General features: G+C 72.7%; 21 protein-coding genes and 1 pseudogene. 15 read left to right on the top strand and 7 right to left on the bottom strand.

What is annotated here, in order from left to right; all coding sequences use genetic code 11:
• Positions 1-9 precede the first annotated feature (9 nt).
• The gene (locus tag AB0G35_RS26430) at positions 10-717 is read left to right on the top strand and encodes a hypothetical protein (RefSeq protein WP_360954346.1); all 708 of its coding nucleotides are present in this window, start codon (positions 10-12) and stop codon (positions 715-717) included.
• A 41-nt stretch (positions 718-758) separates the two neighbouring features.
• On the opposite strand, the pseudogene AB0G35_RS26425 reads toward AB0G35_RS26430, so the two are convergent.
• Positions 759-1,094, bottom strand: a pseudogene (locus tag AB0G35_RS26425) (hypothetical protein); the annotation flags it as partial.
• Entirely contained in the window at positions 1,094-3,334 is a 2,241-nt protein-coding gene (locus AB0G35_RS26420) for an ATP-binding domain-containing protein (RefSeq protein ID WP_360954387.1), read from the bottom strand. The gene AB0G35_RS26420 and the pseudogene AB0G35_RS26425, both read right to left, overlap by 1 nt.
• Positions 3,335-3,622: 288 nt before the next feature.
• Here AB0G35_RS26420 and AB0G35_RS26415 point away from each other — a divergent pair, with 288 nt between their 5' ends.
• On the top strand, positions 3,623-5,437 hold the full coding sequence (locus AB0G35_RS26415) for a TIGR03767 family metallophosphoesterase (RefSeq protein ID WP_360954343.1): 1,815 nt from the start codon (positions 3,623-3,625) through the stop codon (positions 5,435-5,437).
• A gap of 62 nt (positions 5,438-5,499) precedes the next feature.
• On the opposite strand, the gene dhaM is transcribed toward AB0G35_RS26415, so the two are convergent.
• The gene (gene dhaM / locus AB0G35_RS26410; protein WP_360954340.1) at positions 5,500-5,895 is read right to left on the bottom strand and encodes a dihydroxyacetone kinase phosphoryl donor subunit DhaM; all 396 of its coding nucleotides are present in this window, start codon (positions 5,893-5,895) and stop codon (positions 5,500-5,502) included.
• A 57-nt stretch (positions 5,896-5,952) separates the two neighbouring features.
• Between dhaM and AB0G35_RS26405 the strand changes: the two genes are divergently transcribed.
• From AB0G35_RS26405 to AB0G35_RS26360, 10 genes are all read left to right on the top strand, one after another.
• Positions 5,953-6,729 (top strand): IclR family transcriptional regulator, encoded by a 777-nt coding sequence (locus tag AB0G35_RS26405; RefSeq protein ID WP_360954337.1) that lies wholly within the window; start codon positions 5,953-5,955, stop codon positions 6,727-6,729.
• 467 nt (positions 6,730-7,196) lie between these two features.
• Positions 7,197-7,838, top strand: a complete 642-nt coding sequence (gene dhaL, locus AB0G35_RS26400; RefSeq protein ID WP_360954385.1) for a dihydroxyacetone kinase subunit DhaL — start codon at positions 7,197-7,199, stop codon at positions 7,836-7,838.
• A gap of 113 nt (positions 7,839-7,951) precedes the next feature.
• The gene (gene hppD, locus AB0G35_RS26395; protein WP_360954334.1) at positions 7,952-9,091 is read left to right on the top strand and encodes a 4-hydroxyphenylpyruvate dioxygenase; all 1,140 of its coding nucleotides are present in this window, start codon (positions 7,952-7,954) and stop codon (positions 9,089-9,091) included.
• A complete protein-coding gene (locus AB0G35_RS26390) occupies positions 9,088-10,299 on the top strand; it encodes an alpha-hydroxy acid oxidase (RefSeq protein ID WP_360954331.1) in 1,212 nt (403 codons plus the stop codon). The genes hppD and AB0G35_RS26390 overlap by 4 nt, the downstream gene beginning before the upstream one ends.
• The gene (locus tag AB0G35_RS26385) at positions 10,296-11,213 is read left to right on the top strand and encodes a phytanoyl-CoA dioxygenase family protein (protein WP_360954328.1); all 918 of its coding nucleotides are present in this window, start codon (positions 10,296-10,298) and stop codon (positions 11,211-11,213) included. Before AB0G35_RS26390 ends, AB0G35_RS26385 begins: the two co-directional genes overlap by 4 nt.
• Positions 11,210-12,529, top strand: a complete 1,320-nt coding sequence (locus AB0G35_RS26380; RefSeq protein ID WP_360954325.1) for a PLP-dependent aminotransferase family protein — start codon at positions 11,210-11,212, stop codon at positions 12,527-12,529. Before AB0G35_RS26385 ends, AB0G35_RS26380 begins: the two co-directional genes overlap by 4 nt.
• Positions 12,526-13,473, top strand: coding sequence for a DMT family transporter (locus AB0G35_RS26375; protein ID WP_360954322.1), 948 nt, complete (start codon positions 12,526-12,528; stop codon positions 13,471-13,473). The genes AB0G35_RS26380 and AB0G35_RS26375 overlap by 4 nt, the downstream gene beginning before the upstream one ends.
• Before the next feature lie 92 nt (positions 13,474-13,565).
• Positions 13,566-14,660 (top strand): prephenate dehydrogenase, encoded by a 1,095-nt coding sequence (locus tag AB0G35_RS26370; protein WP_360954319.1) that lies wholly within the window; start codon positions 13,566-13,568, stop codon positions 14,658-14,660.
• A gap of 146 nt (positions 14,661-14,806) precedes the next feature.
• Positions 14,807-15,064, top strand: a complete 258-nt coding sequence (locus tag AB0G35_RS26365) for a WhiB family transcriptional regulator (RefSeq protein ID WP_360954316.1) — start codon at positions 14,807-14,809, stop codon at positions 15,062-15,064.
• 116 nt (positions 15,065-15,180) lie between these two features.
• Entirely contained in the window at positions 15,181-15,840 is a 660-nt protein-coding gene (locus tag AB0G35_RS26360; RefSeq protein ID WP_360954382.1) for an NAD(P)H-dependent oxidoreductase, read from the top strand.
• 24 nt (positions 15,841-15,864) lie between these two features.
• On the opposite strand, the gene AB0G35_RS26355 is transcribed toward AB0G35_RS26360, so the two are convergent.
• Complete coding sequence (locus tag AB0G35_RS26355; protein ID WP_360954313.1) at positions 15,865-17,457, bottom strand: N,N-dimethylformamidase beta subunit family domain-containing protein; 1,593 nt, start codon at positions 17,455-17,457, stop codon at positions 15,865-15,867.
• A 160-nt stretch (positions 17,458-17,617) separates the two neighbouring features.
• On the opposite strand from AB0G35_RS26355, the gene AB0G35_RS26350 reads away from it, so the two are divergent.
• Entirely contained in the window at positions 17,618-18,847 is a 1,230-nt protein-coding gene (locus AB0G35_RS26350; protein WP_360954310.1) for an aromatic acid exporter family protein, read from the top strand.
• Positions 18,848-18,949: 102 nt separating this feature from the next.
• On the opposite strand, the gene AB0G35_RS26345 is transcribed toward AB0G35_RS26350, so the two are convergent.
• Together AB0G35_RS26345 and AB0G35_RS26340 are read right to left on the bottom strand one after the other, a co-directional pair.
• Complete coding sequence (locus AB0G35_RS26345) at positions 18,950-19,825, bottom strand: CoA ester lyase (protein WP_360954307.1); 876 nt, start codon at positions 19,823-19,825, stop codon at positions 18,950-18,952.
• Between the two features lie 4 nt (positions 19,826-19,829).
• Positions 19,830-20,903 carry a CoA ester lyase gene (locus AB0G35_RS26340; RefSeq protein WP_360954304.1) on the bottom strand — a complete coding sequence of 358 codons (1,074 nt, stop codon included), beginning with the start codon at positions 20,901-20,903 and terminating at the stop codon, positions 19,830-19,832.
• A gap of 177 nt (positions 20,904-21,080) precedes the next feature.
• On the opposite strand from AB0G35_RS26340, the gene AB0G35_RS26335 reads away from it, so the two are divergent.
• Positions 21,081-21,923, top strand: coding sequence for an endo alpha-1,4 polygalactosaminidase (locus tag AB0G35_RS26335; protein WP_360954301.1), 843 nt, complete (start codon positions 21,081-21,083; stop codon positions 21,921-21,923).
• A 48-nt stretch (positions 21,924-21,971) separates the two neighbouring features.
• Here the strand turns inward: AB0G35_RS26335 and AB0G35_RS26330 are convergent, their stop codons facing one another.
• Positions 21,972-22,313 (bottom strand): hypothetical protein, encoded by a 342-nt coding sequence (locus AB0G35_RS26330; protein WP_360954299.1) that lies wholly within the window; start codon positions 22,311-22,313, stop codon positions 21,972-21,974.
• Between the two features lie 134 nt (positions 22,314-22,447).
• Between AB0G35_RS26330 and AB0G35_RS26325 the strand changes: the two genes are divergently transcribed.
• The gene (locus AB0G35_RS26325) at positions 22,448-22,759 is read left to right on the top strand and encodes an aminopeptidase P family N-terminal domain-containing protein (protein ID WP_360954298.1); all 312 of its coding nucleotides are present in this window, start codon (positions 22,448-22,450) and stop codon (positions 22,757-22,759) included.
• Positions 22,760-22,902 lie beyond the last annotated feature (143 nt).

Raw genomic sequence — 22,902 nt, 5'->3', positions numbered from 1 at the left:
AGGTCCCGCATGCATGCTCGCCGTCTCGCCACCGCCGCCACTCTCACGCTCACGGCCATCGCGCTCGCCGGCGCCGCCCTTCCGCCGGCCGCCGTGCCCCCGCCCGGCGCCCGGACCACCGTCGTGCGGCCCGCCGGCAGCACCGAGGTTCCCGTCGTACGGGGCACCGCCCGCTTCCGTGTCCCGTCCGCCCTGCTCGCCCGGCTCGCCGCCCACGGCGTGGTCCCCAAGGCGCTGGGCGCCAAGGGAGGGCTCCGCCCACGCCTCGCACGCGACGGCAGCCGCACGCTGAGCCTGCGCGTCTCGGGTGGCGCGGTCACCAACAGCCGCGGCAAGACCGGCGGCGAACTGCGGTTCGGCGCCGCCGGACTGGCCCTCGTACACACCAAGGCCCACCGGACCCTCCGGCTCACCGGCTTCACCGCCGACCTCGGGCAGGGCACGCTCAGCGCCGGCACCGGCCGCGGCACCCGGATCGGGCTGGGCGGTTTCCCGCGCGCCGACCTCAGGTCCGCGCTCGACACCAGGACCCGGGTGCTGCGCCTCAAGGCCCCGGTCACCCTGTCCGCGGCCGCCGCAGAGCGGCTCAACGACGCCCTCGCGACGAAGGCCTTCACCCGCGGTACCCGGCTGCTGGACGTCCGGGTCACCGCCTCGCTCGACCGGACCACCGATCTCCGCACCGCACTCAATCTGAAACGGGCGCACCACGAGTAGCCGGCCTCGGTGATCCGGGGGCCCGGATCGGCACCGTCCGGAGTGGTGTGGCCGAAGAACCGACGGGCGGCCATGTCGTCCGCGTGGCGCCGCGCGGCCCGCTGCGACGCCGCGTTCCGCCGCACCGCCGGCCAGCCGTGTGCCGCCCGCTCCCGTTCCCCGTGCACCCCCGGATGACCTGGTGGACGGTCTGCGGTGCGGCCACGACCGCAGCGGCGCCCGGCGCGGCGGGTCCGGCCGGTCCTCTCGGCGGGGCCACGACCACGGCGCGCGGGGACGGCGTCGGACGACGGACCGGTGCGGGCATTCCGCCGCCGCTCCCCCGCCCCGCGCCGTCCACGCCGTCCGCGCCGCCCCGCGCCGTCCGCGCCGGGCATCACCGGTCGGCCGCGGCGGCCTCCGCCAGGGGTGCCGCCGCGAGCCCGGCCGGCAGCGGCCCGGTGTGGAGCACGCCCAGCCGCTGGGTGGCCCGGGTGAGCGCCACGTACAGATCGCTGGTGCCCAGCTCCTGCGGTTCCACCACGAGCACGGTGTCGAACTCCAGGCCCTTGGCCTGCCGCGGGTCGATCAGCACGACCGGGCTGGTCAGGTCCGGGGTCGGTCCGGCGGACGCGGACGGGAGGAGCGGCAGCAGCTCCGCGTGCCGGGGCCGTGCGGCGATCACCGCGAGCCGGCCGTCCTCCCGGCTCTCCCGCGCGACGGCCTCGGCCACCGCGCCCGCCAGGTCGTCGGTGCGCTGCGCCCAGGGCCGTACGCCGGTGGAGCGGATCGAGCGGGGCGGTGCGAAGTCCGGGGCCAGGGACCGCGGCACCTGGGCCGCGACCTCCATGATCTCGGTCGGCGTCCGGTAGTTGACACCGAGCCGGGCGTGCTGCCAGCGGTCGCCGACGTACGGGGCGAGGATCGTCTCCCAGGCGCCGCAGCCACCGGGTTCCGCGGTCTGGGCCGGGTCGCCGACCAGGGTCATCGAACGGGTCGGACAGCGGCGCATCAGCAACCGCCAGGCCATCGCGGAGAGTTCCTGTGCCTCGTCGACGATGATGTGGCCGAAGGCCCAGGTGCGGTCGGCCGCGGCGCGTTCGGCGGCGCTTCGGTGGTCGGCCTCCTCCTGCCGCTCGGCGAGCAGTTCCGCGTCGACCAGGTCGTGCGCGGCGAGCACCTCGGATTCCTCGTCGTCGCGGTCCTCGAACTCCTGGGTGCGGGAGCCGTAGGAGAGGTCGAGCACGCCCTGGGCGTATGCGATCTGTTCCAGGCGCTCGGCCTCGGCGGCGGCGCGGGCCGCCGAGTCGTCCTCGCCGAGGAGTTCGGCCGCCTCGTCGAGCAGCGGGATGTCCGCGGGCGTCCACTCCCCGCCGGTCCGCCGGATCGCCTCGGCGTCCGCCTCCGGGAGGTGGACGGGCTCGGCGAGGAAGTCCGCGACCAGCTGCTGGGGCGTCAGCTCCGGCCACAACTCGGCAATGGCACGGTGGACTTCGGGGCTGGTGGCGATGGCCTTGCCGAGCTGGGCGATGTCGTCGGCGCCGAGCAGGTTCGGGCCTCCGTAGGGGTCGGCGCCGAGCCGGTCGGTCAGTTGGGCGGTGAGCGCGTCGATGATGCGGAAGGCGAAGTGCGGGCGGGCGAGGTTGTGCGGCAGCCGGGTCTCGCGGGCCCGGCGCCGCGCTTCCTTTGCCATCGGTGCGTCCAGCCGGAGTTCGCCGTCGTCGTGCTCGATGACGATCTCAGGGTCGGGCAGGGTCTGCCGGTCGCGGACGAACCGCGCGAGCGCCTCGGCCATCGCCGCGCCGCCCTTGACCTCGGCGGCCCGGGGCGTGTCGGTTCCGGTCGCGGTCACGCCCGGGAAGAGTTCCGCGGGGGTGGCCAGCAGCACCCCGGTCTCGCCGAGCGCGGGCAGCACCTCGCCGATGTAGCTGAGGAAGGCGGGGTTGGGGCCGACGATCAGCACGGCGCGGCGGGCGAGTTGTTCCCGGTGGGCGTAGAGCAGATAGGCCGCGCGGTGCAGGGCGACGACGGTCTTGCCGGTGCCGGGGCCGCCCTCGACGACGAGGACGCCGTGGTGCGGGGCGCGGATGATGCGGTCCTGGTCGGCCTGGATGGTCTGCACGATCTCGTGCATCCGGCCGGTGCGCGCGCTGTCCAGCGCGGCGAGCAGTACGGCGTCCGCGTCGGTGCCTTCGTGCCCGGTACGGACGGTGTCGGTGAGGTCGAGGATCTCGTCGTGCAGGGCGGTGACCCGGTGGCCTTCGGTGCTGATGTGGCGTCGGCGCCGCAGGCCCATGGGGGTGTGGCCGGTCGCGAGGTAGAAGGGACGGGCGACCTCGGCCCGCCAGTCGATGACGAGCGGGGTGCGCTCGGCGTCGTCGCGGCGGATGCCGATCCGGCCGATGTGGTGGTCGCGGCCGTCGCGGAAGGCCAGCCGGCCGAAACACAGGCCGGACTCCCCGGCGTCGACGGCGGCCAGTACACCGGACTGCTCGGCCACCGCGACGTCGCGTTCCAGCCGCGCCTGGGCGTTGTTCCCCGCGAGCGCCAGGGCCTTTCGTACCGCGGTCGCGGCTTCCGCCCGCATTTCCGCGAGGCGCTCGTAGAGCAGGTCGATGAATTCCTGTTCCCGCTGCAATTCCTCGTTTGACAATTCGACTCCGCTCAAGTACAGTTTGCTTTGGAATTTGGGTCGTGTTCTTGCGCAACCAAGACACAGAAGCCCCCAATATACGCAGAGAAATACCCCGGGCGTCAATTCGCCGCGGGGTATTTTTGCGTCCCCGAATCGACGGGCAACGGGTGTTCCGCGTTCCGGGCCCGTTCAACTTCCGGCCACGCATCCCGCGCACTCTTCGGAACGAGATGTTCCGTTTGGTGACACCACGGTGGCCCGCCATTCCGGCCGCCGTCCACGGAGGGCCCCATGGCCGGTTTGCACACCCCCACCGACCGTCGTCGATTCCTTCTCTCCTCCGGCGCCGCCGTCGCCGGGGCCGGCGCCGCATGGGCACTGCCCGGGCAGCGCCGGAGCAGCGCCCTCGCGGGCCCCGAACCGCGGCGGACCGGTGCGGTGCCGTCGCCGGCCCGGCCCGGGCGGCCGGCGCCGTACGGCGTCACGACCCTGGAGACCACCGCCCGGCTCACCGGCCCCGGCGGCTACCGGCGGATGGCCTCCGGGCCCGGCTGGCCCCTGGTCGTACGGGACGAGCTGGCCGCGGCCGGCCTCCGACGGCAGGACCGCCGGACCCCGCTGGCCTGTTTCGTCCAGCTCACCGATCTGCACGTGGCCGACGTCCAGAGCCCGCTGCGGACCGAATTCCTGCGCGCCGGGTCGCCGGGGTCCTGGCGGGTGCAGGAGGCGCTGTCGGTGGCCGGTGCGGTCTCGCTGGTGGAACAGGTCAATGCGATCCGCGGCGGGCCGCACACCGGGCGGGCGCCGGCCTTCGCGATGTCCACCGGCGACAACATCGACAACCACGAGATGGTGGAGCTGGAGTGGTTCCTCACGCTGATGAGCGGGGGCCGCATCACGCCGAATACCGGCGCCCCGACCTCGTACGAGGGCGTCCAGAATTCCGGGCTCCCGCTCTACTGGCATCCGGACGCCGGCCTGCGCGACCAGGACAAGCGGCGCGGACTGCCGGAGATCCCCGGATTCCTCGACGCCGCGATACGCCCGTTGACCAGCCCGGGGCTGCGCATTCCGTGGTATTCGACACCGGGCAACCATGACGACCTGCCGGGCGGGTGCCTGAATCCGGCCGATCCCTGGCTGAGCGACTACCTCACCGGGGCGCGCAAAATCTTCTCCGTCCCGGACTCCGATGTGGCCGCGCTGGCCCGGGTGCTCAACACCGGTGACGATCCCAAGAGCGTGGTGCTCAAGGAGATCCTGCACCGCAATTCCGCCGGGGGCCGGAGCGTGGTCGCCGATGAACGGCGGCGGATGGTGACCCCGCAGGCGTACCTGCGCGCCCACCTGGATCCGGCCCACGCCGGGGCGGGGCCGGCCGGTCACGGCTACACCGAGGACCACCTCGACGGCGAGCGCATGTACTACACGTTCCCCGTCGCGGAGAACGTGCTCGGCATCAGCCTCGATACGACGTACCGCAGCGGCCACTTCGAAGGGTCCCTGGACACCGAGCAACTGCGCTGGCTGGAACAGACGTTGGCGGCGCACAGTTCCCGCTACTTCGACGCGGACGGCCGGCGGGTGCGCAACCCGGGCGCAACGGACGTGCACGTCCTGGTTTTCAGCCACCACCACAGTCCGAGCATGACCCGGCGCCCGGACGCGGCCCGTACGGACGCGCCGCGGCACGACGGCGCCGAGGTCATCGCCCTGCTGAACCGGTTCCCGAACGTGGTGGCCTGGATCAACGGGCACAGCCACGTCAACCGCATCACCCCGCACCCCCACCCGACGCCGGCCCGGTCCTTCTGGGAGGTCAACACCGCCTCGCACGTGGACTATCCGCAGCACGCCCGGCTGCTGGAGCTGGTCGACAACCACGACGGGACGGTGTCCCTGTTCACCACGCTCATCGAGTCGGCGGCACCGCACCGCACGGATTTCGGCGATCTCTCCGCGGTCGGCCTCGCGTCCCTGTACCGCGAGCTGTCGTACAACGCCCCGGGGCTGGCCGACCGGATGGCGGGCGGGGTGCACGAGGAGATGGCGGGCCGGCCGGCGGACCGCAACACCGAACTCCTCGTCCGCGGCTTCCGGGGGTGAGCCGGGACCGGCCGGATCCGGTCGGAGGTCCCTCCCGATGATCCGCGACCGGCCGGATCCGGTCAGAACTTGGAGGTGTGGCGGGCCTCTTCGGCCGCTTTGAGGACGGTGGGGAGGGCGGCACCGCTCGCCGCGGTGACGGCGGCCGCCACGGCTCCTTCCAGGAAGGGGGCGTCGGCCAGGACGGCGTGGACGTCGGGGTGGTCGGCCAGTACGAGCCGGGTGGCGAGGACCGAACTGCCCAGGTCGGGCAGGACCACCGCGCCGGCTTCGCGGGTGGCGGCGGTGTGCAGCGCACGCAGGATCCGGGGGTAACTCGTGCCCGTACCGCCGTCATCGGTGCCGCCGGCCGGGGCGACCACGACTTCGGGGCCGGCCATCTGCGCGATGAGGGTCCGTACGCCGAAGGCGATCTCCGCACGGTGCGACACAAGTACGATGCCAACCAGCGGTGTCATGAACGAGGACTCTACGGACCGGAACGCCGTTCAGCAATACGGAACAGGAGTTGATCGATGGTCCAGGCTGTGCACAGGGCGATCCATGTGCTCCGGGAGCTCGCCACGGCGACGCCGCGTCTGGGCGTCACCGAGCTGGCCGACCGCATCGGGGTGGCGAAGCCGACCGTGCACGCCCTGCTGCGCACCCTGGAGTCGGAGGGGATGGTCGTCCAGGACCGGGAGACCGGGAAGTACCGGCTGGGCCCCGGCCTGGTGACCCTCGGCAATGCCTATCTGGACTCGCACGAGCTCCGCACCCGGGCAGTGACCTGGGCCGACCTGCTGGCCAACCAGGCCGGCGCGGCCGTCTGGGTGGGCATCCTGACAGGTAGTCAGGTTCTGGTCATCCACCATGCGTTCCGGCCCTGCGGGTCGGTGCAGGTGCTGGAAACCGGGGCCAGCCTGCCCTGGAACGCCTGCGCCATCGGGAAGGCGATCGCGGCGTTCCTGCCCGCCGAGCGGCGCGGCGAGCTGCTCGCGGGCGAGCTGGCCCGGGTGACCGGGGCCAGCATCGACGACCCGGGCTGGCTGGCGACCCAGCTGGACCGGGCACGGGAGACCGGATACGCCCTGGAAGAGGGCGAGTTGACGCTCGGCGACGCGGGGATCGCGGCACCGGTGTTCGACCGCAGCGGTGAAGTGGTGGGCGCGCTCGGTCTGGTGGGCCCGGTCGAGCGATTGTTGGCCGAAACTGCTCGCCAGGAGTGTGCGATCGCGGTGCGCGAGGTCGCCCGCAGCCTGTCGCGGGACCTCGGCGCGCCGCGCAACGCGGGGCTGCGCGCCGCCGGTTGACCGGCCGGGAGGACCGCGGGGGTTCACCGCGGGTTCATCAACGCGCAGCGCTCAGGGGGAACGTGCCCGGCGATTGTGTTGCCTGCGTTGCCAATGAGCCGAAGCCCTTGACGGGGCCGGGGTCACTGCGTTTTGCTTCCTATGGCCATTCGGCAATGCCGAACAGCTTTCGGTAAAGCGTTAGTTATCCGACTCGCCCTCAAGGTTGCGGGCACCGGGGGAACGAAGGAGCGCCTGCCATGCGGAAGCCTGCGGAGAAGACCGACAACTTAGTGCTGTCCGGGCCGGTGACACCGGGGCCGGGGCCGGGGTTCCGCGCATTGACGAGGACTCCGCCACGGCGACCGGGCGGCTCGGACGCTCATACCGGCGGCCACCGGACCAACCGGACGGTACGCCCCGGTCGGTGCAGGACGATCGGCAGAACGGGAGGAGGAGCGGTGGACACGGCGCTCGCCCTCGGCTGGATGCAGCACATCGCCTCGGCCATGCTCCGGGACCGGGACCTGCTCACCCGTCTGGACTCCGCCATCGGCGACGGTGACCACGGGGCCAACATGGCCCGGGGGTTCACCGCGGTACAGGCCGGCCCGGCCCGCTCCGGGCTCGTCCCGTCCGCACTCCTCCCTTCCCCGGACGGCACCGACGCGCCCGGCGAGATCCTCGTCCGGGCCGGGAACTGTCTGATCTCGGTGGTCGGAGGCGCGTCCGGACCGCTGTTCGGCGGCGCGTTCCGGGCGCTCGGCGAGGCGCTCGGCTCCTCCCCCGAGGTCGACGCCCGGCGGTTCGCGGCCGGGCTCGCCGCGGCGCTGGCGAAGATCCAGCAGCTCGGTGCGGCCGTCCCGGGCGACAAGACCATGATCGACGCATACGCCCCCGCGGTCGGCGCCTTCCGGGCCGCCGCGGAGTCCGGCGCCGCCTTCGCCACGGCGGCGCAGGCCGCGGCCGAGGCCGCCGAGGCCGGGATGCGCAAGACCGTTCCGCTGCAAGCCAGGAAGGGCCGGGCGGCGTATCTGGGGCTGCGCAGCATCGGCCACCAGGACCCCGGCGCCACCTCAACCGCCGCCATTTTCCGCTCACTTGCCGAGGCTTCCGGTCACCTCCGGTAGTCCGCTCCGGCCCCTCACCCCCCGCTCCGTCGCCGCACCCTCACGGCGCCGTGCCGAGCCGCGGTGCGCCGGCTGCGGCTGCTCCCACCTCCCGAGCAACAGATTGGATCACTGTGACCGCCCACTCCATCGACCATGTTGAGTTCTATGTGGGGGACGTCAACCAGGCTGCCCACTACTACTGCGGGACCTACGGCTTCCGGGTGGCGGCCGAAGCGGGGCCGCTCACCGGCTTCGCCGGCGCCCGGTCGCTGGTCCTGGCGCACGGCGGCGTCCGCCTGGTGCTGACCTCCGCCCTGCACGCGGACCACCGGGCCGCCCGCTTCGTCCACCGGCACGGCGACGGCGTACGGGACGTGGCCCTGCGGTCGACCGATGCCGTCGCGGACTTCGAGCAGGCGCTGGCCGCCGGCGCCGAACCGGTGGCCGGACCGGAGACGTTCGAGGACGCCGGGGTACGGGTGGTCCGCGCCACCGTCGCCGCGACCAACGACCTGGTCCACAGCTTCGTCCAGCGCGACGGGGACGACGAGGCGACGGCCCACTTCCTGCCGGGGCGGTACCGTCCGGTGGCGGAGGGTGCCGAGGCGGCCGGTCCCGCCCTGCTGCGCTCGGTCGACCACCTGGCCCTCTGCCTGCGGGCCGGCTCGCTGGACACCATGGTCGACTTCTACCAGCGGGCGCTGGGCCTGAAGCACACCTACGACGAGTACATCGTCGTCGGCGGCCAGGCGATGGCCTCGAAGGTCGTCCAGGACGAGACCCGGGGCATCACCTTCACCATGGTCGAGCCCGACCCGGTCGGCGGCCGGGGACAACTCAACGACTTCCTCGACGGGTTCGACGGCCCGGGCGTCCAGCACGTCGCGTACAGCACCGACGACATCGTGCACGCCGCCCGTGAACTCCGGCTCTCCGGCGTGGAGTTGCTCTCCACCCCGGCCGGCTACTACGCCTCGCTCGCGGAGCGCGGCATCGAGGTGGGCATCGACCCGGCGGTGCTGCAGGACCTCGGTCTGCTCGCCGACCGGGACGAGTGGGGACAGCTGGTCCAGGTCTTCACCCGGTCGCCCTACGCCCGCCGCACGGTGTTCTTCGAGCTGATCCAGCGGCTCGACGCCCGCACCTTCGGCAGCGGCAACATCAAGGCGCTGTACGAGGCCGTGGAGCGCGAGCGGTCACGCACCGCCGAGGCCGACGATCCGCGCGACGACGCGGTCGCCGCCGGTGCGCCCGCGAAGGCCGGCGTATGACCGCGCGGCCCGGCCGGGCACCCGGGACCGACGCCGGGGAGGTGCTGCTGTCGCCGGAGGACTACGAGGCGGCGGCCCGCGCCCGACTGGACCGGGCGGTGTGGGACTTCATCGCCGGCGGCAGCGGGGACGAGGTGACGCTGCGCGGCGAACGGGCGGCGTACGACCGCTACCGGCTGCGCCCGCGCACCCTGGTCGACGTCTCCCACTGCGAGCCGGGCACCACGCTGCTCGGCTCCCCGGTGTCCTTCCCCGTCGGCATCGCGCCGATGGCGTACCACCGGCTGGTCGACGCGGAGGGCGAGACGGCAACCGTCCAGGCGGCCGGCGCGGTCGGCGCGCTCACCGTCACCAGCACCTTCGCCAGCCGGACGATCGAGGAGACCGCCCGGGCGGCGTCCGGACCGCTCTGGCTGCAGCTGTACGTGCTGCGCGAGCGCAAGGTCACCGAGTCGCTGGTGCGCCGGGCCGAGGCGGCCGGCTACCGGGCGCTGGTGGTCACCGTCGACGCGCCGCGGATGGCGCGCCGGGAACGCGATCTGCGGAACGGTTTCAGCCTCCCGCCGCACATCCGGCCGGTGAACCTCGACGACGGCCAGGCCGGCGGGCTGCACGCCGGACGGGCCGGCAGCTCCACCCTCGCCCAGCACGCCGCGCAGCACCACGACGCCGCGTTCACCTGGCAGGACCTGGCGTGGCTGCGCTCGCTGACCAGCCTGCCGCTGGTCCTCAAGGGCGTACTGACCGGACAGGACGCCCGGCTGGCGGCCGAGTCGGGCGTCGAGGGCCTGATCGTCTCGACCCACGGCGGCCGGCAGCTGGACGGTGCGATCGCGGCACTGGACGCCCTGCCGGAGGTCGTGGCGGCCGTACCGGACGCCTGTGAGGTGCTGGTCGACGGCGGCATCCGGCGCGGCACGGACGTGCTCAAGGCGCTGGCGCTGGGGGCCCGTGCGGTGCTGGTCGGCCGCCCGGTCCTGTGGGGCCTGGCCGTCGGCGGAGCGGCCGGCGCCGAACGGGTGCTGGCCACCCTCCGCGCGGAGCTGGAGGAGGCGATGGCCCTGACCGGCCGGCCCGTCCTCGACGCGATCGCCCCGGACCTGCTGCACCTCTCCCCCGCCGCGGCGGCACCGTCCGCCGGCCTTCCCCACCTCTCCCCCGACCACTCTTCCCAGCCCCTCCTCACCAACGACAGGGATATGGCATGACTCGCAACGAGACCCCGCGCCCGATGACCGCCGCCGAAGAGGCGCTGTTGCCGACCGATGACGAGGTGCAGTTCTACCAGGAGCACGGCTGGTATCTGTCGAAGAAGCTGCTGACCGACGAGGAGGTCGACACGCTCAATGCCGCGGCCGACCGCTTCTACGGCGGCCACCGGGACCGCACCCTGCCCAAGCGTCCGCCGCGGCTGGCGTACTGGGAGCCGGAGAAGGGCGACGTCCACCGGCACAACGACTACATCTTCTACGAGGACGACACGATCCGGAGCATCCTGTCCAAGCCGGTCATCGCCGCGGTCGCCGCGCGGATAGCGGAAACCAGCCAGATACGGCTGTGGAACAGCACCCTCATCCACAAGCCGCCGCGCGCGGACGACGAGCGCAACATCGTGCCCTGGCACTTCGACCGGCACTACTGGCAGACCTGCACCTCCGACGAGATGCTGACCGCCTTCATCCCCTTCCACGACTGCGACGAGGAAATGGGCACCATCACGATGGTGGACGGCAGCCACCGCTGGAAGGAGACCGGCGGGGACGACACCACCAGCCGGCACTTCGCCGAGCGGGACCGGTCGGAGCTGGAGGACATGCTGGCGGAGAACGCCGCGTTCAACAACGCCGAGGTGGTCAAGGTCCCGGTGAACATCCCCAAGGGCCACATCAGCTTCCACCACTGCCGCACCTACCACGGCAGCGGCTACAACGTCAGCGACCGTCCGCGGCGCGCCATCTCGCTGCACCTCCAGGACCGCACCAACCAGTGGCGGCCCTACCAGCTGTCGTCCGGCGACGTCGTCGTCTACAACAATGATGTGCTGGTCCGTCAGGACGCGCACGGCAACCCCGACTACACCGACCCGGACTTCTGCCCCGTCCTCTGGGAGGACCCCCGGTGACCAACGGCTCCACCCCCACCGTACTTCCGGCCGGCGAGCTGCACGGCTCGCTCGGCGACCCCCTGATGGAGGTGATGAATTTCCTCAACGAGGTCACCTCCCGCTATCCGGAGGCGATCTCCTTCGGCCCGGGCCGCCCGTACGAAGGCCTCTTCGAGGTCGAGCGGATCGGCGAGTACCTCGCGGCCTACCAGCGCCACCTCGTGGACGACCTGGGCCGCACCCCGGACGAGGTGCGCACCCTGCTGTTCCAGTACGGCCGCACCAACGGGCAGATCCACGAGCTGGTGGCCCGGGCCCTGCGCAACGACGAGGGCATCGAGGCGGCGCCGGAGTCGCTGGTGGTGACCGTGGGGTGCCAGGAGGGCATGTTCCTGGTGCTGCGGGCGCTGTTCGCCGAGCCGTCGGACGTACTGCTCGTGCCGTCCCCGTGCTACGTCGGCATCACGGGGGCGGCCCGGCTGCTGGACCTGTCCGTCGCCCACGTCCCGGAGGGCGAGAACGGGACGGACCCGGAGGTGCTGCGCCGTACGGTCGCCGAACTGCGGGCGGCCGGGAAGCGCCCGCGGGCGTTCTACGTCGTACCGGACTTCGCCAATCCGACCGGGACCTGTATGCCGGTCGAGGCCCGCCGGCGGCTGCTGGAGCTGGCCGAGGAGGAGGACCTGCTCCTTCTGGAGGACAACCCCTACGGGTTCTTCACCCGTACCGGCACCGGGCTGCCCACGCTCAAGGCGCTGGACGAGCGGCGGCGGGTGGTCTACCTCGGTTCGTTCGCCAAGACCTGTTTCCCGGGCGCCCGGGTCGGCTATGTCGTCGCCGACCAGGAGGTCGAGGCGGCGGACGGCGGCCGCACCCTGCTGGCGGACGAACTGTCCAAGATCAAGGGCATGGTGACGGTGAACACCCCGGCGCTCAGCCAGGCGGTCATCGGGGGGATGCTGCTCACCCATGACTTCCGGCTGCGCGAGGCCAACAAGCCGGCCGCCGACTTCTACCAGGAGAACCTCGCGGTTCTGCTGGAGAGTCTGGAGCGGATGCTGCCGCGCGAGCGGCGGGAGGCGGCCGGCATTGGCTGGAACGTGCCGGACGGAGGGTTCTTCCTGACCCTCACCCTCCCCGTGCCGGCGGACAATGCGCTGCTGGAAGAGTCCGCCCGCGAGCACGGAGTGATCTGGACACCGATGAACTACTTCTACCCGGACAGTGAGGGGGGCCGGTGCCAGCTCCGGCTCTCCCTCAGTTATCTGACGCCCCAACAGGTCGCCGAGGGGGCCCGCCGGCTGGTGGGTCTGCTGGAACGGAGCTGCCTGTGAACGCCGTTCTCTATGTGGTGACGGTGCTGATCTGGGGGTCGACCTGGCTGGCCATCAAGGGCCAGTTGGGCGATGTGCACCCCACGGTGTCGGTCGCCTACCGGTTCGCGCTGGCCGCGGTGATCCTGCTGGCGTGGGCCCGGCTGCGCGGACTGCCGCTGCGCTACCCCCTGCGGGTGCACGGGCAGTTCGTCCTGATGGGCGGGCTGATGTTCTCCACCAACTTCGTCTGCTTCTACTTCGCCGAACAGCATCTGACCACCGGCCTCGTCTCGATCATCTTCGCGATGTCGCTGCTGGTGAACATGGTCTTCGCCCGCCTCTTCTTCCGGCGGACGATCACCCCGAAGATGCTGCTCGGCGGGGCGATCGGGCTGCTGGGGATCGTCACCGTGTTCTGGCCGGAGTTCCAGCACTTCGGGCTGTCGTCCGGGTCGGGCCAGGGCATCGCGCTCTCCGCCCTCGGCACGCTGGTCTTCTGTCTGGGCAACGTCGTCTCCGGCAAGACCCAGGCCGCGGGCATTCCGGTGGTGCAGGGCACCGGCTTCGCGATGGCCTACGGGGCGCTGCTCACGGCCCCGTTCGCGCTGGTCTTCGGCGGCGGGGCGGCCTTCGACCCGTCGTTGAAGTACACCGGCTCACTGGTCTATCTGGCCGTCTTCGGCTCCGTGGTCGGCTTCGGCGCGTACCTCACGCTGCTCGGCCGGATCGGCGGTGAGCGCGCCGCGTACGCCATGGTGCTCTTCCCGATCGTGGCGCTGTTGCTGTCCACGGTCTTCGAGAGCTTCCACTGGACGGTGCGGGACCTGGTGGGTGTCGCCCTGATCCTGATCGGCAACGCGGTGATGCTGACCAATCCGGCGCTGGTACGGAAGCTGTTCGGCAGGCCGCCGGCCGAGGCGGCGGAACCGGCGGCCCCGGCCCAGGCACCGGCCGACCGGTAGTACCTCCCGAGGACCCTCCGGGCCCGCCCGTTCCCCCATCGGGCGGGCCCGGAGGCGTCCGTCTTCCCCCTTCACGGCCCAGGAGCGTTCTCTTGCACACCGCTTGCGTCGTCGGCACGGGTCTCATCGGAACGTCCATCGCCCTGGCACTGACCGGCCGGGGAGTGACCACCCATCTCATCGACCGCGACCCGGACAGCGTGCGGATCGCCGTCGCGCTCGGCGCCGGCGTCGCCGGTCCGCCGCCGGCCCCGGCGGACGTCGCGGTCATCGCGGTCCCGCCGTCGGAGGTCGCCCGGACCATCGCGGACCACCAGAAGGCCGAACTGGCCCAGGTGTACACGGACGTGTCGAGCGTGAAAACGCTGGTGCACGCCGAGTGCCTGGCCCTCGGCTGTGACACCACCGCTCTGGTGGGCGGGCATCCGATGGCCGGAGGGGAGCGCTCCGGTCCGCTGGCGGCCCGCGCCGATCTCTTCCAGGACCGCCACTGGATACTCACCCCCACTCCGGAGTCCCGGGAGAGCGCGCTCAACCGGGTGCTGGAGCTGGTCTCGCTGTGCGGCGCGGTGCCGGTCCTGCTGCCGCCGGGCGACCACGACCGGGCGGTGGCACTGGTGTCCCATCTTCCGCACCTGATGGCGAGTCTCACCGCCGCCCGGCTGGTGGACGGCGAGGAGTACGCGGTGCGGCTGGCCGGCCGCGGCATGCGGGACGTCACCCGGACCGCGGCCGGCGATCCCGGGCTGTGGACCGACATCCTCGCGGCGAACGCGGCCGCCCTCGGCCCGCTCCTGACCGAGCTGGGCCGGGACCTGACGACGGCGGGCCTTGCGCTCGCCCGGCTGACCGAGGACGTCCCGGAGCAGCACGCCGCCGCCCTGGCGGAGCTGACCGGGGTGCTGCGGCGGGGCTACGCGGGACGGGCGCGGATCGCCGCCCCGCACGGCCCGGCGGGTGCGGGCCGGCACACCGTGCTCTCGATAGCCGTCGGCGGTCCGCAGCGGCAGCTGGACCGGCTGCTGGGCGATGTGGCCGAGGCCCGGGTGGACCTGGAAGGCATGGTGCTGCCCACCACCCCGGCGGTCCCGGACGTGACGGACGGTGCGGTCGAGTTGTGGGTGGCTCCGGACGTGGCGCGCCCGCTCACCGATGCGCTGCGTGACCGGGGCTGGGCGGTCCGCTGAGTTCCGGCGCATTGCCGGGGCGGGACGGGGCACCCGACCACAACGGGGCGTACCGGTACGGAAGTTACCTGCCGGCGTGCGGCCCGGCCGAGCGCCCCCTCAGCGGACATCGACCGCGCTCCGCGGCGCGGAACGGAGGTACCCCCATGGACTGGCGCCATCGCGCCCGATGCCGGGACGAGGACCCGGAGCTCTTCTTCCCCGTCGGCAGTACCGGCCCCTCGCTGCTGCAGATTCAGGAGGCCAAGGCGGTCTGCCGGCAGTGCCCGGTGATCGCCGAGTGCCGCGACTGGGCGATCACCTCCGGCCAGGACAACGGCATCTGGGGCGGCATGGACGAGGACGAGCGGCGCGCCGAACGGCGCCGGATGGCCCGTCGACGGGCCCGCAGCGACTCCTCGTAGGCGGCGAACGTGGCGCGGCTGCCCCGGCGGGTGCCGGGATTCCGGCCGCGCCGCGGATACGCTGCCCCCGCACCGGGCGACCGGACCCGGACGAGGAAAGGACATGAGCCATGGCCCTGCCCGCCGACGCCCACCCCGGTCCGCTGCGCGTACTGGTCCTCGGCGCTTCCCTGCGGACCGCGTCGGCCAACGCCCGGCTGGCCGCCCTCGTGGCCCGGATGATGACCGGATCCGGTGCCACGGTCGATCTCGCGGGGCTGCGGGACTTCGACATGCCGCTGTACGACGGGGACCTGGAGGTGGCGGAGGGGCTGCCGGCCGGCGCGCTGTCGCTGCGGGACCGGATCGAGCGGTCCGACGCCTTCGTCATCGCCTCGCCGGAGTACAACGCCTCCGTGCCGGGCGTGGTGAAGAACGCCATCGACTGGGTCTCGCGGATCCGGCCGCAGCCGTTCAAGACCAAGCACGCGCTGCTGGTCTCCGCCTCGCCCTCGCTGGTCGGCGGCAACCGGGGGCTGTGGGCACTGCGGGTGCCGCTGGAGCACCTGGGTACCCGGGTCTACCCGGACATGTTCAGTCTCGCCGCCGCGCACCAAGGCTTCACGGACGACGGGGAGTTGGCGGACGCCGGACTGCAGCAGCGGCTCGCCGAGACCGTCACGGCCTTCCTCAGCCTGGTCGAGGCCGACGCCCGCTACGTCTGTCTGCAGCGCCGGTGGTACGAGTTCCTCGGCGACCGCACCGAGGCGCCGGTCACCCAGCGCGCCGAGGACTGACCGGGCCCGGTGCGCACCGGTGCGTCAGGTCCCGTAGACGGCGCCCACGTTGTTGATCGGTGCGGGCCGGTTCCCGACGGCCGGCCCCGCGGCGAAGGCGCGGAGCAGGTTCTCGGTGGTGCGGGTGACGAACGTCCTGGTCCGGGCGTCCATCCCGTGGTCACGGCCGTCGTCACCGGTACCGGCCATCAGCGCCTCGACCCAGCGCATCGTGCCGGTGGCGAAGACCCCGGCGCCGCTCGCCACGGTGTAGTACGCGGAGTCCGCGTGGCTGCTGCGGCCGGCGCAGACCAGCGGTGAGTGGGCGATGATCTCCAGTTTCTCCGGGGTGGGTGCCTCGGGGGTGACCCGGTCGTACTCCACTCCCACGACATGGTCGAAGGACGTCCCGCGGCCGGCTCCGGTCCCGGCGAAGAGCCAGTGGTCCGGCTGGTGGACGACGTACGGGGCGTCGGTGGGATAGCCCTCGTAGAAGACACCGGTCAGGGACGACTCGGGGTCGGCGGCGGGTGGCAGGCGGAAGTCATGGGTGGGCGGCTCGCGGTGGTCGGCGAAGAGCGGATCGTCCCGGTAGGCCGTCTTGTAGCAGGTCACGGTGCGCAGCGGGCCGGAGGGGCCGGGGTCCAGCCGCACCCGGCGGAAGCAGGCGTTGGCGCCGAGGAAGGCCAGGTTGGCGCCGGTGTCGCGGGCCCGGGTGACGTGCGCGCGCTGCTGCGGGGTCCAGTACTCGTCGTGGCCGGGCGAGAGGACGGCGGTGGCGCCCCGCAGCGCCGCCGGGGAGCGGTGGACGTCCACGGACGTGGTGTAGGCCAGCGGCAGGCCGAGCCGTTCGGCGAGGACGACCAGGGCACGCTCGTACACCAGGAACTTCTCGGCGCCGTTCGCGTCGTAGGGCCGGTCGAAGCTGACGGCCAGCGACCGCGTCCGGTAGGCGCCGTCCTCGCCCGCGTAGAGGTTGGCACCGCCCCATCGGTTGTACGCCTGCCAGGTCGTGACGGCGTGCATCAGCACGGTCCGGCCGGCCGCGGTCGCGGAACGGACGACCAGCGGGACGTACCGCTGGTGCCCGTGGTCCGCGTCCAGCCGGAGCAGGTAGGCGCCCGGCGGCCAGCCGGCGGTGCGGACGGCGAGGGTGCGCTGCCAGTCCGCGCGGACGGTGCGGGTGGCGGGCAGCAGCCGCGGGCGGTGCTGGCGGTGTCCGGCGATCCGCGGCGAGCGCCAGACGAGCCGGGCCTGGGCGCCGCCGTACCAGCCGACGCGGTAGGCCGAGACCCGGAGGCCGGGCGCGGTGGTGGAGACGTACAGGCCGAATTCCTCGCCCGGCCGGACGCTGACCTGGTCGGTGTAGCCCTCGACCGCGTCGGGCGGGCCGGGCGCGCGCAGCCGCCAGTCGGGGCTGCCGGCCCGGGCCCGTTCCGCGGCGAGGTCGTCGGGGCGGGTGCCGGGGTCGGGGCCGGGGCTGGTGCCGGAGGGGGTGTCGCAGCCGGTGGCCGCGGCGAGGACGAGACCGGCGGCGCCCGCCGCCGCGGCCCCGAGGAAGTGCCGCCGGACGAGGCCGTCGGAGCCGTCGGGCGGGGCGTGCGGGTGCGCTTCGTGGTCCGCGCCGTCGCCGCTCATCCCACCACTCCCGTGCGCCGTCGTGCCCTGACCGGGCCGGTCCGTCCGCTCGGGACGATCATCCGTGGCGACGGCCGGCCGGACGACCGCAGGGGTCCGAATGCGGGTAGGGCTGACGCGCATGTTGCTCTCGGTGCGGAAAGCGGGAAGGGGGAGAAGAGTGCGTGAAGTAACCGATCCGCTGTTGGATCTCGTCCGGCGGCACAGCGAGCCCGTGGTCGCGCAGACGCTCCGCTCGACCGTCGCCGCCGTGATCTCGTACGTCGTCGCGCTGATGGTGAGCAGCGAACCGGCGCCGCTGACCGCGCCCCTGACCGCGCTGCTCGTCGTCCAGGTCACCCTCTACACGACGCTGACCACCAGCATGCGCCGGGTGAACTCGGTGGTGGTCGGGGTCGTCATCGCCATCGGTTTCAGCTCGCTGGTGGGGCTGACCTGGTGGAGCCTGGGGCTGATCATCCTCGCCTCGCTGGTGATCGGACGGTTCGTGAAGGCCGGCGAGTTCGTCCCCGAGGTGGCGATCAGCGCGATGCTGGTGCTCGGGGTGACGACGACGCGGGTGGCGGCGACGGCCTGGGACCGGGTGCTGGAGACGCTGATCGGGGCGGTGGTCGGGCTGCTGTTCAACGTGCTGTTCGTGCCGCCGGTGCTGGTGCAGCCCGCCAGTCAGGCGATCGAGGGGCTGGCCGGCCGGATGCGGGTGCTGCTGCTGAGCCTCAGCGACGAGGTGGTCGGCCATACGCCGGTGGCCGAGGCCGCGGCCCGGCTGCACCAAGCGCGGCGGCTGGACCACGACATCGTGCAGGTGGACGCGTCGCTGCGGCAGGCCGAGGACAGTCTGCGGCTCAATCCCCGGGTCAAGGAGGGGCTGCTCTCCCGGGTGGTGCTGCGGACCGGTCTGGACACTCTGGAGATCTCCGCGGTGGTGCTGCGCACGGTCTGCCGTACGCTCACCGACCTGGCCAAGGCCCGCACCGAGGAGTCGCTGTTCTCGGCGCGGATCGGGGCTTCGCTGAGCGAGCTGTTCCGGCACATGGCCCGGGCGGTGGACAGCTTCGCCGTGCTGATCACCACGCAGGTCAGTGCGAACGCGGACAAGGCGGAGGACCGGCTGGTCAAGGAGCTGGCCGCCAGCCGGGAGAGCCGCGAGACGGTGGCGCATCTGCTGCTCGACGAGGTGCAGGAGCATCCGCGGCAGTGGCAGCTGCACGGCGCGCTGCTGGCGGAGATCGACCGCATCCTGGACGAGTTGGACGTGGAGAAGCGCTCGCAGCGACTGGTGGAGGAACTGGACCGGCAGTCCCGTGAGCAGCGGGAGAAGTATCCGCTGGTGGACAAGTTGCGGGGCCGGCTGCGGCTGGGCCGGTCGCGCCGCTCGCCGGTGCTCTGACGGCCGGCCGGGCCCGGGCCGCGGGAGGTGACACGCGCCGGCGCCCGCCGCGTGGGGCCTCGGCCGTCCACGGGCGGGCGCACTACGGGGCGCCGTCGGTCGCTATGCGCGGCCGGCGACCGCCTCGGCGAGGGTGAGGATCCGGCGGGCGTCCTCGACGTGCAGGTTCTCGATCAGCCGGCCGTCGACGGTGACCACGCCGCGGCCTTCGCGGGTGGCCTCGTCGAAGGCGTCGATGATCTTCCGGGAGCGCTCGATCTGCTCGGCGGAGGGGGCGAAGACCCGGTTGCACGGCTCCAGCTGCGAGGGGTGGATCAGCGTCTTCCCGTCGAAGCCGAACTGCCGCCCCTGGACGCACTCCGCCTCGAATCCGGCGGCGTCCTTCACGTCGTTGTAGACCCCGTCGAGGATCACCTTGCCGGACTCCCGGGCGGCCAGCAGCGCCAGCGACAGCCCGGTCAGCAGCGGGGCACGGCCGGGGACGTGCTCGGCGTGCAGTTCCTTGGCCAGGTCGTTGGTGCCCATGACCAGTACGGTGAGCCGTTCGCTGGCGGCGGCCACCGCGCGGGCGTCCAGCATCGCGCGCGGGGTCTCGACCATGGCCCAGATGGCCGTACGGTCCGGGGCGCCGGCCGCCTCCAGGGCGCGTTCGACCTCCCGTACGGTCGCCGCGGACTCGACCTTGGGGACGACGACCGCGTCCGGGCCGGCCTCGGCGGCGGCCCGCAGGTCGTCGGCGTGCCATGCGGTGCCCGGTCCGTTGACCCGGATCGTCACCTCGCGGTAGCCGTACTCCCCCGAGGCCGCGGCGGCCGCCACCCGCTTGCGGGCGTCGGTCTTCGCGTCGGGGGCGACGGCGTCCTCCAGGTCGAGGATGAGGGCGTCGGCGGGCAGCGACGTGGCCTTCTCCAGGGCGCGTTCGTTGGCGCCCGGCATGTAGAGCACGGAGCGGCGCGGCCGCAGGATCGCGTCGGACACGGACTTACTCCTTGTTCTGCCGGGACTCTGCGGCGGCGTAGGCGTCGCGCAGCTCGGGATCGCGGGCGGCGAGGGCGTCGGCGAGCCGGGCGACGACCTGGCACTGCTTGTAGGTGGCGTCGTCCTGCATCTTGCCGTCAATCATCACCGCGCCGGTGCCGTCGCCCATGGCGTCGATGACCTTGCGGGCCCAGGCGACGTCGGCGGGGGACGGGGAGAACACCCGCTTGGCGATGGCGATCTGCACCGGGTGCAGGCTCCAGGCGCCGACGCAGCCAAGCAGGAAGGCGTTGCGGAACTGGTCCTCGCAGGCGGTGGTGTCCTTGATGTCACCGAACGGCCCGTAGTACGGCAGGATGCCGTGCGCCGCGCAGGCGTCGACCATCCGCGCGAGGGTGTAGTGCCACAGGTCCTGCTGGAAGGTGGCCCGCGGCGCGCTGCCGTCGGGGCCGTGCGGGTCCTCCCGGACGAGGTATCCGGGGTGGCCGCCGCCCACCCGGGTGGTCTTCATCCGGCGGCTGGCGGCCAGGTCGGCCGGGCCGAGCGAGATGCCCTGCATACGGGGGCTGGCGCCGGCGATCTCCTCGACGTTGGCGACGCCGGTGGCGGTCTCCAGGATGGCGTGCACCAGGATCGGCCGCTGGATCCCGGCCTTCGCCTCCAGCTGGGCGAGCAGCCGGTCGACGTAGTGGATGTCCTCGGCGCCCTCCACCTTCGGCACCATGATGACGTCCAGCTTGTCGCCGATCTCGGTGACCAGGGTCAGCAGATCGTCCAGCGCCCAGGGCGAGTCCAGGCTGTTGATCCGGGTCCAGAGCTGGGTGTCGCCGAGGTCCGTCGCCTTGGCGATCTTCACCAGGCCGGACCGGGCCGCCTCCTTGCGGTCGGCGGCGACGGCGTCCTCCAGATTGCCGAGCAGTACGTCCACGGTCGGCGCGATGTCCGGCACCTTGGCCGCCATCTTCTCGTTGCCCGGGTCGAAGAAGTGGATCATCCGGGACGGCCGGAAGGGTACTTCGCGCACCGGTGTCGGTGCACCGACGGCCAGCGGGCGGAAGAAGTCCTTCGGAGAGCGCATGCAGTCTCCCTGGTCGGATAAAGAGGGGTGCGGGCCGCCGCCGGCTGTCCGGCGACGCCATCGGGCCCTCACTCTAGGCCCGTGGACCGGTAACGCTACTGGTCAGTACGTGTGCCGTTGGTCACCGAACGCAGCGCGGCGGCAAGGAACATCGCATTCGCCCCTAAGATCCACTTCGTGCACCTTCGATCTTCCCGCACCACCCGCGCGCTCCTGCTGACCCTGGCTCTGGTCCTGCCGTTCGGCACGGCGTGCTCCGCCGGCCGCGGCCCCCAGGACACCGGCGCGGCAACCCCCCGCGCGGTCCGGCCGCCCACCGCGGGCGCGGAGTTCGACTACCAGCTCGGCGGCCCGTACCCGCCGCCGCGCGGGGTCCGTGCGGTCTCCCGCGACCGCACGGCGAAGCCCGCCTCCGGCCGCTACAACGTCTGTTACGTCAACGCCTTCCAGGCCCAGTCGGACGAGACCCGCACCTGGCAGCAGCACCACCCCGACCTGCTGCTACGGGACGCGGACGGCGGGCCGGTCATCGACAAGGACTGGGACGAGCCGCTCTTCGACATCTCCACGGCCGCCAAACGGACGGCACTCATGGACATCGTCGGCCGGTGGATCGACGGCTGCGCCACGGCGGGCTACGACGCGGTGGAACCCGACAACCTCGATTCCTACGAGCGCTCGGACGGCCGCCTCACCGCCGGGGACGCGGCGGCCTTCGCCCGGTTGCTGACCCGCCGCGCCCACCAGCGGCACCTGGCCGTCGCCCAGAAGAACACCGCGGACCTGCTGCCCCGCCGCAAATCCCTCGGCTTCGACTTCGCCGTCGTCGAGGAATGCGCCCGCTACCAGGAGTGCGGCGATTTCGCGGACGCCTACGAGGACCGGATCTTCGTCATCGAGTACCGCGAGAAGGACTTCACCGCCGCCTGCCGCACCTGGGGCCCGCGGCTCTCCGTCACCCTGCGCGACCGGGACCTCCGGCCGGCGGGCACCAAGGGGTACGTCGATCGGCACTGCTGACGGCGAATCGGCCGGCTCCCGCGGCCGGCCCCTGTCCGGCGGTCGCCGCTACGCCGTCTCGTGACCCGCCGTGCCGTTGATCCGCTCGATCGCCTGCCGGGCCTGTTCCTGCGGGGAGCGGGCGGGCAGCGGGGACACCGTGGTGGTGGCGGCGACCGCGGGTGGCGTCCGTTCCTGGGGCACCGTTTTCACGGGCGCGGCCGGCGGCCGGATCCGCAGCCGGTGGGACGCCGCCTCGTCCAGCGTCACCGGGCGTTTGAAGCGGGCGGCGAGCCGGGTGGCCTCCTGGCCGAGGGCGGCGACGTCCTCCCACTGGAGACGCACCACCAGCGACAGTTGGGCCTCGCCTTCCGGGAGGGCCTGGAGCTGCGGGTTGCCGGCGTCGGTCATGGGCGCTCCTCACTTGGTCGTCCCGTGCCCCCGCGGGGCGCGGTTGCCGGAAGATACGGACGACGGCCCGCGGGCGTTCACTCCCCGTCAAGTTTCGGTGAAAGCCGGCTCAGCAATGGGGGCAGACAGGAGGTATGCCGCATCCCGCTCCCCAGTCGTCCCACCAGTCCGACCGGCCACACGACCTTCCCGACCCCGGGTTCCCGCCCGAGGAGTACGCCCAGCGGCTGGCCGGTACCCGGGAGGCGATGGCGCGCGACGGGCTGGACCTGCTGCTCATCACGGCGCCCGAGGACATCCACTACCACTGCGGCCTCAATCACCAGGGGCCGGCTGGGCATGTACGCGTGCTCCGACACGGCGCTGGTCACCGAGGACGGCTGCGAGATGCTCACCCGTACGCCCTATCCGCACTGACCCGATGCCGTACGCGGTATCCGCACTGACCCGATGCCGTACCCGGTATCCGCGCCGAGAGCCGGCGCATCGCAACCGCGCGCCCCGCCCCCACGGCTCCCGGACCGTGCGCCCGGAACGTGCCACGGGCGCATTGCCCGCGGCACCCGTGCGCCCTGTCGGGTGTCACACC

This window comes from Streptomyces sp. NPDC021749 (assembly GCF_040640655.1).
GTDB lineage: Bacteria > Actinomycetota > Actinomycetes > Streptomycetales > Streptomycetaceae > Streptomyces.
This window is presented reverse-complemented; position numbering and strand designations above follow the sequence as displayed.

Excerpts from the sequence above, each read along its gene's own strand:
- AB0G35_RS26415 (WP_360954343.1), top strand. The coding sequence starts at position 3,623 with ATGGCCGGTTTGCACACCCCCACCGACCGTCGTCGATTCCTTCTCTCC.
- AB0G35_RS26390 (WP_360954331.1), top strand. The coding sequence starts at position 9,088 with ATGACCGCGCGGCCCGGCCGGGCACCCGGGACCGACGCCGGGGAGGTG.
- AB0G35_RS26405 (WP_360954337.1), top strand. The coding sequence starts at position 5,953 with ATGGTCCAGGCTGTGCACAGGGCGATCCATGTGCTCCGGGAGCTCGCC.
- AB0G35_RS26430 (WP_360954346.1), top strand. The coding sequence starts at position 10 with ATGCATGCTCGCCGTCTCGCCACCGCCGCCACTCTCACGCTCACGGCC.
- AB0G35_RS26355 (WP_360954313.1), bottom strand. The coding sequence starts at position 17,457 with ATGAGCGGCGACGGCGCGGACCACGAAGCGCACCCGCACGCCCCGCCC.
- dhaL (WP_360954385.1), top strand. The coding sequence starts at position 7,197 with ATGCAGCACATCGCCTCGGCCATGCTCCGGGACCGGGACCTGCTCACC.
- AB0G35_RS26325 (WP_360954298.1), top strand. The coding sequence starts at position 22,448 with ATGCCGCATCCCGCTCCCCAGTCGTCCCACCAGTCCGACCGGCCACAC.
- AB0G35_RS26330 (WP_360954299.1), bottom strand. The coding sequence starts at position 22,313 with ATGACCGACGCCGGCAACCCGCAGCTCCAGGCCCTCCCGGAAGGCGAG.
- AB0G35_RS26340 (WP_360954304.1), bottom strand. The coding sequence starts at position 20,903 with ATGCGCTCTCCGAAGGACTTCTTCCGCCCGCTGGCCGTCGGTGCACCG.
- AB0G35_RS26385 (WP_360954328.1), top strand. The coding sequence starts at position 10,296 with ATGACTCGCAACGAGACCCCGCGCCCGATGACCGCCGCCGAAGAGGCG.
- dhaM (WP_360954340.1), bottom strand. The coding sequence starts at position 5,895 with ATGACACCGCTGGTTGGCATCGTACTTGTGTCGCACCGTGCGGAGATC.
- AB0G35_RS26365 (WP_360954316.1), top strand. The coding sequence starts at position 14,807 with ATGGACTGGCGCCATCGCGCCCGATGCCGGGACGAGGACCCGGAGCTC.